At 43.0% G+C, this 12,290-nt stretch carries 5 protein-coding genes, 2 tRNA genes and 2 rRNA genes; 5 read left to right on the top strand and 4 right to left on the bottom strand.

The features are described from left to right. Positions 1–8: 8 nt before the first annotated feature. Complete coding sequence (locus FHR29_RS18200; RefSeq protein WP_183916179.1) at positions 9–1,538, bottom strand: aldehyde dehydrogenase family protein; 1,530 nt, start codon at positions 1,536–1,538, stop codon at positions 9–11. A gap of 78 nt (positions 1,539–1,616) precedes the next feature. On the opposite strand from FHR29_RS18200, the gene FHR29_RS18195 reads away from it, so the two are divergent. Beyond that, on the top strand, positions 1,617–2,789 hold the full coding sequence (locus tag FHR29_RS18195) for an acyl-CoA dehydrogenase family protein (RefSeq protein WP_132771489.1): 1,173 nt from the start codon (positions 1,617–1,619) through the stop codon (positions 2,787–2,789). Positions 2,790–2,913: 124 nt separating this feature from the next. On the opposite strand, the gene FHR29_RS18190 is transcribed toward FHR29_RS18195, so the two are convergent. Genes FHR29_RS18190 through FHR29_RS18180 form a run of 3 tightly spaced genes read right to left on the bottom strand, consistent with a single transcriptional unit; the run spans position 2,914 to position 6,243 of the window. Next, on the bottom strand, positions 2,914–4,080 hold the full coding sequence (locus FHR29_RS18190; RefSeq protein ID WP_183916177.1) for a glycosyltransferase family 4 protein: 1,167 nt from the start codon (positions 4,078–4,080) through the stop codon (positions 2,914–2,916). 1 nt (position 4,081) lies between these two features. Beyond that, positions 4,082–5,062 carry a lysylphosphatidylglycerol synthase domain-containing protein gene (locus FHR29_RS18185; RefSeq protein ID WP_132843652.1) on the bottom strand — a complete coding sequence of 327 codons (981 nt, stop codon included), beginning with the start codon at positions 5,060–5,062 and terminating at the stop codon, positions 4,082–4,084. Then, positions 5,062–6,243: a glycosyltransferase family 1 protein gene (locus FHR29_RS18180; protein WP_260292200.1), complete on the bottom strand. Its 1,182-nt coding sequence runs from the start codon at positions 6,241–6,243 to the stop codon at positions 5,062–5,064. Before FHR29_RS18180 ends, FHR29_RS18185 begins: the two co-directional genes overlap by 1 nt. A gap of 1,055 nt (positions 6,244–7,298) precedes the next feature. Here FHR29_RS18180 and FHR29_RS18175 point away from each other — a divergent pair. The 4 genes from FHR29_RS18175 to FHR29_RS18160 all read left to right on the top strand — a co-directional run bounded on the left by FHR29_RS18175 (position 7,299) and on the right by FHR29_RS18160 (position 12,221). Further along, positions 7,299–8,828: ribosomal RNA gene (locus FHR29_RS18175) — 16S ribosomal RNA — on the top strand. Positions 8,829–8,949: 121 nt separating this feature from the next. Further along, a tRNA-Ile gene (locus tag FHR29_RS18170) sits at positions 8,950–9,026 on the top strand. Positions 9,027–9,036: 10 nt separating this feature from the next. Continuing rightward, positions 9,037–9,110 (top strand) — tRNA-Ala (locus FHR29_RS18165). A gap of 223 nt (positions 9,111–9,333) precedes the next feature. Beyond that, positions 9,334–12,221: ribosomal RNA gene (locus FHR29_RS18160) — 23S ribosomal RNA — on the top strand. The 16S and 23S rRNA genes sit together here with 2 tRNA genes alongside, the layout of an rRNA operon. The last annotated feature ends 69 nt before the right edge of the window (positions 12,222–12,290 follow it).

The following is a 12,290-nucleotide window of genomic DNA, read 5'->3' as shown; positions in this document are numbered from 1 at the left end:
GTTGTCATTTAAAGGTTAAAGGTTATTCCTTGTGCCAAAGGAAGTTCGGTGCTGTAATTAATGGTATTGGTTTGTCTCCGCATGTAGGCTTTCCAGGCATCCGAACCAGATTCGCGTCCACCACCAGTTTCTTTTTCACCTCCAAAAGCACCACCGATCTCTGCCCCCGATGTTCCGATGTTGATATTAGCAATTCCACAATCTGATCCTTGTGCACTGAGGAATAATTCCGCCTCGCGCAGATTATTAGTCATAATAGCCGAAGACAGCCCTTGTTTCACATCATTTTGGATAGCGATTGCTTCCATCACATCACCTTGATATTTTATTAAATAAAGAATTGGAGCAAAAGTCTCCTGTTGAACTATATCATAATGGTTTTCCACTTCAGCAATCGCAGGTTTTACGTAACAACCACTTTCAAATCCCTTTCCAGTGAGTAAACCACCGGTGACAATCAGCTTACCCCCTTGTTTCTCAATTTCAGATAGGGCATCTAAATAATGTGCGACTGCCTTTTGATCGATCAGTGGACCTACATGATTTTCTGGAAGTAGAGGATCTCCGATCTGTAGTTGAGCATATGCTTTTATCAATGATGCTTTGACTTGTTCATATACACTTTCATGAATGATTAATCTACGCGTTGAAGTACAGCGCTGACCGGCCGTACCTACAGCGCCGAATACAGCACCAATCGTCGTCATCTTCAAGTCCGCATCCGGTGTAATAATGATCGCATTATTTCCGCCAAGTTCTAAAATAGACCTGCCAAGGCGAGCAGCAACATGTTGTGCTACTGTTTTTCCCATTGCAGTTGAACCTGTAGCAGATATTAAAGGAATATTAGTATCATGTACTAACCATTCACCCACAGTCTTATCTCCAATTATCAAATTAGAGATGCCTTCTGGTAATTCTTTCTGTTTTAATATCCCCGCCAAAATCTGTTGACAAGCTATGGCACATAAAGGAGTTTTTTCACTCGGTTTCCAGATCACAACATCTCCACATACCAATGCTAGTGCTGTATTCCATGCCCAAACAGCCACAGGAAAGTTGAATGCAGAAATAACACCAACAACACCTAAAGGATGATATTGATCGTACATACGATGGGATGGACGTTCCGAATGAATCGTTGAACCATAAAGCTGACGGGATAAACCAACTGCAAAATCACAGATATCAATCATTTCTTGCACCTCGCCCATGCCTTCCTGTAGTGATTTTCCCATTTCATAAGAAACAAGCTTTCCGAGCGTAGGTTTTAATGACCTTAATTTATTCCCGAATAACCGAATCACTTCACCTCTTTGCGGAGCAGGAACAAGTCGCCAGATCGCATATGCTTTTTTCGCCTGAGCGCAGATATCTTTATAATCATTATGGGAAGAGCAAGTCACTGTAGCAATTACCTGACCATCAACGGGTGAACTGGAAGTAATATCCGCACCAGTTGCAAACCAATTTTGTCCCGTAGAAGAACCCAGATTGGTCGCTAGAATGCCCAATTCTTTTAATTCTTGTTTTATCATAATGGTTTATATTATTCGTTTATATTTTAAATATAATGAATTATATTCTAAATATTGGCTATATTTAGATATTAAATTATGACAGATATGAATTCAACATGTGATTATTTTAATATAGATGCGCTATTGTCTGATGAAAATAAGCTCATCCGACAATCCATTCGTGATTTTGTCACTACGGAAATAAAGCCAGTTATAGACCATGCCGCTCAACATCATGAGGATATTCCCAATCTGATGTTAAAATTAGGAGCTCTTGGAGCTTTGGGGCCTTATATACCAGTAGAATATGGTGGTGCAGGATTAGATCATATCGCTTATGGTATTATTATGCAAGAGCTAGAAGCAGGAGACTCCGCCATCCGGTCAGCAGCTTCCGTACAGTCATCATTAGTCATGTATCCCATTTTTACATTTGGAAGTGAAGAACAAAAAAAACAATACCTTCCCAAGCTGGCCTCAGGAGAATATATCGGTAGTTTCGGTTTAACAGAACCGAACCATGGTTCAGACCCAGCAGCCATGGAAACCCGTTTGTTAAAAAAAGACGGCCAATATATTCTTAATGGAGCAAAGATGTGGATTACCAATGCCCCGATATGTGATATAGCAATAGTGTGGGCACGGGATGAACAAGATAAAATAAGAGGGTGCATAGTAGAACGAGGTATGGATGGCTTCTCCACTCCTGAAACACTAAACAAATGGTCACTACGAGCTTCCAAAACCGGAGAGCTGATCTTTCAAAACGTAGCAATTCCCGCAGAAAATATTCTTCCAGAAGTAAATTCGCTCCGTGGACCTTTTTCATGCTTGAACTCCGCGCGGTATGGCATATCTTGGGGAGCAATCGGAGCTGCAATAGACTGTTACCAAACGGCAGTAAAATATGCGTTAGAACGAGAACAGTTCGGGAAACCGATCGCATCCTATCAATTACAACAAAAGAAATTAGCAGAATTCCTCACAGAGATTACAAAAGCTCAATTATTGTCGTGGCGCTTAGGCGTACTGAAAAATGAAGGAAAAGCAACCCCAGCACAGATTTCAATGGCAAAACGTAATAATGTACACATGGCATTAGAAATCGCTAGAGAATCAAGACAGATATTAGGGGCTATGGGAATTGTGGGAGATTTTCCGATGATGCGTCACATGATGAACTTAGAATCTGTGATAACCTACGAAGGAACACATGATATTCACCTGTTGATAACAGGTAACGATATTACAGGAATTAGTGCCTTTTAATTTGCTCGAGGACTTGAGGTATTGACCGATGGTTTACTTTGAAATAAAAACATGAAGGGAAATCTGAAACCATATATCTCAGCTTTCTTCTACAATAGGAAGGGGAGAGGAGCTAAAAGAAACATTAAGAATGTGCAATTAGGCTTTGAAACAAATTAAAATAAGCCCTTACCATTTTATCCCAGCTGTAATTTCCTAAAGAATATGCTTGAAATTCTTCGCTTCTGTTCTTGAGAAGCGAAGGATGTTCAAGCGTATTTTTAATTTCAGAAATCCAACAATTCTCCTGCTCAGGAGGTAGAAGAACTCCATTCTTCTGATGGATGATCGCATCACTGATCCCTTCAATATCCGAAGCAAATACAGTTGCCCCACAGATACTAGCTTCCAGGCAAACCAAACCAAAACCCTCCATATCGCCTGCAACTTTGATGTTAGGCATAATGAATAATCCCGCGTGGCGTAACAAGCATTGCAAATCAGTCGTAGGAATTTTTCCGATATGCTGTAACCGATCTTTGAAATTAGGATCCCGTAAATAATGACGTATAGCTTTTTGATCGGATGGAAATCCTAAGAACAACATCGTTAGATGCCGTAGAGAAGATGGGAGAGCATAAAGCAATTTCTCTTTCCTTGTTGCGATTGGCGCAAAAGGACCTATTAAGATCAGCTTATAATCTGATGGAAGTTGAGGTAGCACATGTTTAATAAACCAGGAAATGCCTTTTCGTTTCACAGGTCTGCCTATGGCGATGATGAGATGCTCGGCCTTTGTAGCAATTCCATATTTCTTTAAGACAGTTTCAATAGCCACAGTGTTATCCAAGACAAGACTATGGTCTACACCATTTTGAATCACTTCAATCTTATTGGGATGAATACCACTATTGATGGAAGCCTCCCTTGTAGCAGTACTTACAGCTATTATTTTGTCAAATTTGTTGAATTGAGGGATAATTTTTTGTTGAAAATAGGCTAAAGGAAAAACCACATCAAGGCCGTGAACAGTAACCACCCGTTTTAACTGTTCATAACCATTATGTCTTAAAGACAAAGCCGCAATCAGACCATCATTAAAATGAATAACCTTTATATTAGGATGTAATAAGAGCAACGCTAGAATCCGCTTATTTAAAAGGTAAAAAAATTTGATAATAGATTCATCCCCCTGATAAACTATTTTATGTACAGTTGTATAGGGGGCCAATCCGTTAATAAGCTCAAAGCTTTGTTTTTCCATCCCTCCAATAGCGGGCGGAAATTTATGACTTACGCAAAGAATTTCCATATTAGGATCGTATCCCCTCTTTTTTAATTCCGAAATAAGCTAAAAAACCAAATGCAATCCAAAAAACTTGTCTAGAACGTCTTATTAAAGCGATGATCAACCAGATTTGAACCGTATAGATACCAGCACTGGTCAGTAAAATTTTATTCCCGAATTCCTCCACCCCAATTTGAGCAGGAATAAAAGCGCCAAAGCTTTTGATAATAATAATACCCATGTCCATAAATTGACTCAGGATAATCGGAATCGTAATACCTGAAAAGTATAGGATGAGGAAAAGCTCCAAAGCACCAACAGTCCAGTGTAAGAAAAAATAAAAATATGCACGATAACATTTGCACGGCTGATTTTGATGAAAAGTTAGTACCGCATTTAGGATCGTCTGAATACGTATACTTAGTTTTCGGAGTGCTTTCCAGGATAGCGTAGAAGCCACTTGTAGTTCTTTGGATTTCTTGAGAATAATAAAAATAATCAGTGGAATACAAAAAAATGTAATCACTAATATCCACAGTACCGCTAGCAACTGTTTAGGAATATTTTGATTAAAAGAGCTCATTAAAAACCAAAAACCAGAAATTCCAAATAATGAAAATTGCGTGATAATGGTCAAAAACCGCGATATTAAAACTGAATTTAAAATTTCTTGTTCAGATGTACCCGTCGGTTTCAGCAAGACTGTTTTTATATAATCGCCCCCAATTATGCTTGTGGGATTGAATAGTCCTATTGTTTCCCCGATATGTCGGATGCAGAATAGCTGCCATAAGGAAGTCCGTTTCGGTTTTTCGATGAAGCAATTTTGCCATCCCGCTGTAGCCAATACATAGGCTAAACCCGTAATGACTATAATCCAGAGGAGATTCCACCCTATATTAGTAACTTCTTTTAGTACTGCCTTAAGATCAATGTGACTGATAAAGACAAGCAATGAAGAGAGTACGACAAGACTAATTGTAATTTTGAAAATTTTTTTACGCATTAACCAACCTGAAATTTAATGATTGAATCATTAGCGGTTCTGTTCATTTGTTCTAAGTCTTCAAAATAGGTGTTAGCTAAAGAGCTCCAATCTATTGATTTGCTGAATTGTAATCCCGCATGTCCAATCTCCTTTCTTAATCTACTATCCTGTAGTAAGTGTATAATGCGATTGACAAAAGCTGCCGCATCCTGCGGTTTACATTTAAAACCTGTTACACTTTCGGTTATTAAATCTGCAGAACCTCCGCCATCTGCAATAATGCAAGGTAACGCTGATGCCATGGCTTCGATAACGACATTACCATAAGTCTCGGAATGTGAAGGAAAGACAAATAAGGTTGAAGAAGCATACAATTTGGCAAGGTCATGATGATTCAATTTGCCTAGAAAGATAGCTTCAGGCATCTGCTGTCGACAAGAGTCCATTGCAGAACCGTCTCCAGCGACTATAAAATTGAAAAGAATGTTCTGTTGCTTTAATAAGCTGTAGATCGCGATCAGGATTTTTAAATTCTTCTCCCAAACCAGCCTACTGGCAAATAATATCGTCGGATGCCTGTTTCCTGTTATTTCTTGTAGCCAATTGTGATCTTTTTTGTCTGGAGAAAATAGACTGTTGTCAATCCCACGTTTCCAGATCTGCATCAAGCTTGGGTTAATACCCATTTTTGTAAGTTCGCAAACGATGCTATTTGTTGGAATATAGATTTTATCACAGTTATTATAGAATTTATTCTGTGTCTGGATAATTCTTTTCTTTGTAGGGCCAACCAAAAAAGTAAAATGCTTGAGATAGTAGTCAATATAGCTGACAAAGTGTGTATGGTAGATGCTGATGACCGGTATTTGATTTTTTAATGCATATCGCTGCCCGTAGAAACCTAAAAGAGAAGGTGTAGCAATATGAATAATATCGGGATTAAAATCCTGGAGTTTCTTTTTTAAGCGTTGATCTGCTAGAGCTGGAATCGCCATACTATAGTTCTGTTGTATCGGAATGCTTAAAGATGGAATTTTCAAGGACTCGAAATCTTGTACTTGATCTGGTCCTGTTCCATATATGAACAAAAATTCAAACCGTTTTTTATCGATGCGGTCGACAAGTTGAAAAATTGTTCGTGAAGCTCCGTCAAAGTCAGGAATCATTATCTCCGCAAAAAAAGCAACTCTTATCATCATGAATCATTTTCTCAAAGTAAGGAGCTCTATGTTTCCTTATGAATAAGGACATGTGAATAAATGATGTTTTTTACATTATCCCGGTATTATGGAAATATGAGTATAATATTGTTCTTACTAGGGGGTTAGTAGAGGTAAAGCCCTATACCCCCCCTATAAAATCCAAGTAATCTCTATATAAATCCCAGCCTAAGTAATAATCAGTTCCCTTTCAGTTCCCGAGCAGGTTATAATATGCCTTATTCCGGAGTATTTCAACGGAGGATAGCTTGGCTATATCAAAACACAACCACCTTTTTGGCTCCTTTTGTAGTATATACTTTATAGTATAAAGTAGATGTCGACCCTGCGGGCAGCATGAGCAGACATGAATCACCTTATCAGCTATAGTGATAGTGTCGATGATGCCGCTGTACTGAAAAAGATATAATTTCTGCGGAACCATTTCCTAAAAGCATACTGCATCCATAAAAGAAGACCCAGGACGAACCATCCCCCCGCTACCCTTTTTTACAGTTCAAAGCCAGGATTGTCCGTTTCTCAGCCCCGAGAATAGATCATCGGTGAATTTATCGGTCAGGTTATAAGCCTTTTACCGGTCCACGGCAAACTATTTCCGGAAAAGATTAGGAAGTGATTGTAAAAAGTCCCTATCTTTGCACCACTCCGCAAGGGAGGAACGGCTGATCCGAAAGGATAGGCACTGAAAAAAGAAGGGTTTAATTCAGGTTAAACGCAGAAACAGCAGGAAAACAAAAAAAATAAATTTTCACATTTATTTTGGAGAAACCAAAAAGATTTCTACCTTTGCAGTCCCAACGGAAACGAAGGGAAACAGAAACAAGATCGATAACGGCGCAATGCCGACATCATAAAAGCCGAAGCGAGATGCGGAAGCGACAGAAGTTCTTTAAAAATATAATCATGTAACGTAACGAGTAGTGTTGAGAAACGACGAAAGTTAAAAAAATCAACCTGTTCAATTTTAGAATTAGAAATTAAAATACAAGACAATTCTATTTATTATAAATAGTCTTGATCTTACACTTCATTTTACAATGGAGAGTTTGATCCTGGCTCAGGATGAACGCTAGCGGCAGGCCTAATACATGCAAGTCGGACGGGATTCAGGGAGTAGCTTGCTACAAACTGATGAGAGTGGCGCACGGGTGCGTAACGCGTGAGCAACCTACCCATATCAGGGGGATAGCCTCTCGAAAGAGAGATTAACACCGCATAACATCATTTACCGGCATCGGTTTTTGATCAAATATTTATAGGATATGGATGGGCTCGCGTGACATTAGCTAGTTGGAGAGGTAACGGCTCACCAAGGCTACGATGTCTAGGGGCTCTGAGAGGAGAATCCCCCACACTGGTACTGAGACACGGACCAGACTCCTACGGGAGGCAGCAGTAAGGAATATTGGTCAATGGAGGCAACTCTGAACCAGCCATGCCGCGTGCAGGATGACTGCCCTATGGGTTGTAAACTGCTTTTGTCAGGGAATAAACCTTTCTACGTGTAGGAAGCTGAATGTACCTGAAGAATAAGGATCGGCTAACTCCGTGCCAGCAGCCGCGGTAATACGGAGGATCCAAGCGTTATCCGGATTTATTGGGTTTAAAGGGTGCGTAGGCGGTCCTATAAGTCAGTGGTGAAAGACGGCAGCTTAACTGTCGCAGTGCCTTTGATACTGTAGGACTTGAATCTATTTGAAGTGGGCGGAATAAGACAAGTAGCGGTGAAATGCATAGATATGTCTTAGAACTCCGATTGCGAAGGCAGCTCACTAAGTTAGTATTGACGCTGATGCACGAAAGCGTGGGGATCAAACAGGATTAGATACCCTGGTAGTCCACGCCCTAAACGATGATAACTCGATGTTTGCGATACACAGTAAGCGTCCAAGCGAAAGCGTTAAGTTATCCACCTGGGGAGTACGGTCGCAAGATTGAAACTCAAAGGAATTGACGGGGGCCCGCACAAGCGGAGGAGCATGTGGTTTAATTCGATGATACGCGAGGAACCTTACCCGGGCTTGAAAGTTAGTGAATGATCCAGAGACGGATCAGTCCTTCGGGACACGAAACTAGGTGCTGCATGGCTGTCGTCAGCTCGTGCCGTGAGGTGTTGGGTTAAGTCCCGCAACGAGCGCAACCCCTATGTTTAGTTGCCAGCATGTAATGATGGGGACTCTAAACAGACTGCCAGCGTAAGCTGTGAGGAAGGTGGGGACGACGTCAAGTCATCATGGCCCTTACGTCCGGGGCTACACACGTGCTACAATGGACGGTACAGCGGGCAGCTACATAGCAATATGATGCTAATCTCTAAAAGCCGTTCACAGTTCGGATTGAGGTCTGCAACTCGACCTCATGAAGTTGGATTCGCTAGTAATCGCGTATCAGCAATGACGCGGTGAATACGTTCCCGGGCCTTGTACACACCGCCCGTCAAGCCATGAAAGTTGGGGGTACCTAAAGCATGTAACCGCAAGGAGCGTGTTAGGGTAAAACCGATAATTGGGGCTAAGTCGTAACAAGGTAGCCGTACCGGAAGGTGCGGCTGGAATACCTCCTTTCTAGAGCATTCGGAATTGAAGCTCGTTACGGATACACATGATTTATATAAGAAACAGAAACATTTGAAGAAATGTGCCCATCCCTGAAAATGGATGGTCCAGAGAGATAGAATGATAAGCTAGTCCCGTAGCTCAGTTGGTTAGAGCACTACACTGATAATGTAGGGGTCAGCAGTTCAAATCTGCTCGGGACTACCATAAATAAGACGGGGAATTAGCTCAGCTGGCTAGAGCACCTGCCTTGCACGCAGGGGGTCATCGGTTCGACTCCGATATTCTCCACACGTATGCCCGGACACTAAGATATTGTGTTCACGATAAGGCTACAAAGAGTTCTTTGACATATTGAAAGAAAAAAAATTACAAGAGAAGACAACAGTAGAGACAATACTGTGATGTGCTTGATGTATTATGAAGACCCTCGGTCAAGGCCGAACGGATTAATGCGTAGCATCACGGTTATATATCAAAAAGCAACCCATAGTAGCAAAAGGGCTATGAGGTGAAGAAAGTAAATAAGGGCACACGGGGGATGCCTAGGCTCTCAGAGGCGATGAAGGACGTGATAAGCTGCGATAAGCTTCGGGGATTAGCAAATGTGAGTTTGATCCGAAGATTTCCGAATGGGGCAACCTAGCATACTGAAGGTATGTTGTAAAATACGCGAACGCGCTGAACTGAAACATCTAAGTAGGCGTAGGAGAAGAAAATAATAATGATTTCCCAAGTAGTGGCGAGCGAACGGGAAAGAGCCCAAACCAATAATGTTACGGCATTGTTGGGGTTGTAGGGCTGCGATGTGGCATTAGCAAACAGAAGTGGAATGGGATGGGAAGCCCAGCGATACACGGTGATAGCCCTGTACACGTATAGAATGCTAGCCTAGCAGTACCCTGAGTACCGCGGGGTCGGAGACGCCCTGTGGGAATCTGTCAGCACCATCTGATAAGGCTAAATACTCCTGAGAGACCGATAGTGAACTAGTACCGTGAGGGAAAGGTGAAAAGAACCTCGAACAGAGGAGTGAAAAGAACCTGAAACCGTGTGCTTACAAGCGGTCGGAGCTGGCAGGTCCAGTGACGGCGTGCCTTTTGCATAATGAGCCTACGAGTTACTCTTGTCTGGCAAGGTTAAGTGGTTCAGCCACGCAGCCGAAGCGAAAGCGAGTCTTAATAGGGCGCATAGTCAGATGAGGTAGACGCGAAACCTTGTGATCTACCCTTGGGCAGGTTGAAGTTGCAGTAACATGTAATGGAGGACCGAACCGATAAACGTTGAAAAGTTTCCGGATGACCTGAGGGTAGGGGTGAAAGGCTAATCAAACTGGGAAATAGCTCGTACTCCCCGAAATGTTTTTAGGAACAGCGTCGGCATGGAGTCTTATAGAGGTAGAGCTACCGATTGGGTGCGGGGGAGTCAAATCCTACCAAATCCAGACGAACTCCGAATGCTATAAGATATGGCCGGCAGTGAGGCTTTGGGTGCTAAGGTCCAAGGCCGAGAGGGAAAGAACCCAGACCATCAGCTAAGGTCCCTAAATATACGCTAAGTTGAACTAACGAGGTCCGACTGCACAGACAGCTAGGATGTTGGCTTGGAAGCAGCCATTCATTTAAAGAGTGCGTAACAGCTCACTAGTCGAGCGGTCGGGCGTGGATAATAAACGGGCATCAAGTGTATTACCGAAGCTATGGATTCATGCATTTTGTGCATGTCTGGTAGGGGAGCATTCTATTTACGGAGAAGCGGTCTGGTAATGGGCCGTGGAGTTGATAGAAAAGCAAATGTAGGCATAAGTAACGATAAGGCGGGTGAGAAACCCGCCCACCGAAAGACTAAGGTTTCCTGATCAACGCTAATCGGATCAGGGTTAGTCGGGGCCTAAGGCGCATCCGAAGGGAGTAAGCCGATGGACAACTGGTTAATATTCCAGTACTTTTTATAACTGCGATGTGGTGACGGAGTAGTGACACTGCCGCGAACTGACGGAATAGTTCGTTAAAAGGCGTAGGTATAGGGACGGTAGGCAAATCCGCCGACCCTGCTGAAACCCAATAGTACAGCAAAGCTTCGGCGGCGCTGATAGAGCAGGTAAACAGACTTCCAAGAAAACCCGCTAAGCTTCAGGTTATAAAAACCCGTACCGTAAACCGACACAGGTAGTCGAGGAGAGAATCCTAAGGTGCTCGAGTGAATCATGGCTAAGGAACTCGGCAAAATGGCCCTGTAACTTCGGGAGAAGGGGCGCTTCCTCCAGCGATGGAGAAGCCGCAGTGAAAAGGCCCAGGCGACTGTTTAACAAAAACATATGGCTTTGCAAAATCGAAAGATGAAGTATAAGGCCTGACACCTGCCCGGTGCTGGAAGGTTAAGAGGGGATGTCATCGCAAGAGAAGCATTGAATCGAAGCCCCAGTAAACGGCGGCCGTAACTATAACGGTCCTAAGGTAGCGAAATTCCTTGTCGGGTAAGTTCCGACCTGCACGAATGGTGTAACGATCTGGGCGCTGTCTCAGCCATGAGCTCGGTGAAATTGTGGTATCGGTGAAGACGCCGATTACCCGCAACGGGACGGAAAGACCCCATGCACCTTCACTATAGCTTAACATTGAAATTGGGTACAGGATGTGTAGGATAGGCGGGAGATGTTGAAGTGGCTTCGCCAGGAGTCATGGAATCAACCTTGAAATACCGCCCTTTCTGTATTCGGTTTCTAACTCGATCATGTCGAGGACATTGTTTGGTGGGTAGTTTGACTGGGGTGGTCGCCTCCAAAAAGGTAACGGAGGCTTTCAAAGGTAAGCTCAGTACGCTTGGTAACCGTACGAGGAGTGCAATGGCATAAGCTTGCTTGACTGTGAGACCAACAAGTCGAACAGGGTCGAAAGACGGACATAGTGATCCGGTGGTTCTGTATGGAAGGGCCATCGCTCAAAGGATAAAAGGTACGCTGGGGATAACAGGCTGATCTCCCCCAAGAGCTCATATCGACGGGGAGGTTTGGCACCTCGATGTCGGCTCGTCACATCCTGGGGCTGGAGAAGGTCCCAAGGGTTGGGCTGTTCGCCCATTAAAGTGGCACGCGAGCTGGGTTCAGAACGTCGCGAGACAGTTCGGTCCCTATCTGTTGTGGGCGTTGGAAGTTTGAGTGGATCTGTCCTTAGTACGAGAGGACCGGGATGGACTGACCGCTGGTAAACCAGTTATGCCGCCAGGTGTACGGCTGGGTAGCTACGTCGGGAATAGATAAGCGCTGAAAGCATCTAAGTGCGAAACTAGCCACGAGATGAGACTTCCTTATAGGGCCGTAGTAGACTACTACGTTGATAGGTTGCAGGTGTAAAGGTAGAAATACCATAGCTGAGCAATACTAATCACCCGAAGCTTTCTCAAGCAACGCAAACACTGTTGTCTTCCTCTTTTAGTTTTTCTTTCAATTGTCTATAGATAATGCTTTTTATA

Source organism: Sphingobacterium sp. JUb56, from assembly GCF_014191365.1.
Lineage (GTDB): Bacteria > Bacteroidota > Bacteroidia > Sphingobacteriales > Sphingobacteriaceae > Sphingobacterium > Sphingobacterium anhuiense.
The sequence above is the reverse complement of the archived record's forward strand: the minus strand, read 5'-3'. Positions and strand labels throughout refer to the sequence as shown.

Excerpts from the sequence above, each read along its gene's own strand:
- FHR29_RS18200 (WP_183916179.1), bottom strand. The coding sequence starts at position 1,538 with ATGATAAAACAAGAATTAAAAGAATTGGGCATTCTAGCGACCAATCTG.
- FHR29_RS18180 (WP_260292200.1), bottom strand. The coding sequence starts at position 6,243 with ATGATGATAAGAGTTGCTTTTTTTGCGGAGATAATGATTCCTGACTTT.
- FHR29_RS18190 (WP_183916177.1), bottom strand. The coding sequence starts at position 4,080 with ATGGAAATTCTTTGCGTAAGTCATAAATTTCCGCCCGCTATTGGAGGG.
- FHR29_RS18185 (WP_132843652.1), bottom strand. The coding sequence starts at position 5,062 with ATGCGTAAAAAAATTTTCAAAATTACAATTAGTCTTGTCGTACTCTCT.
- FHR29_RS18195 (WP_132771489.1), top strand. The coding sequence starts at position 1,617 with ATGACAGATATGAATTCAACATGTGATTATTTTAATATAGATGCGCTA.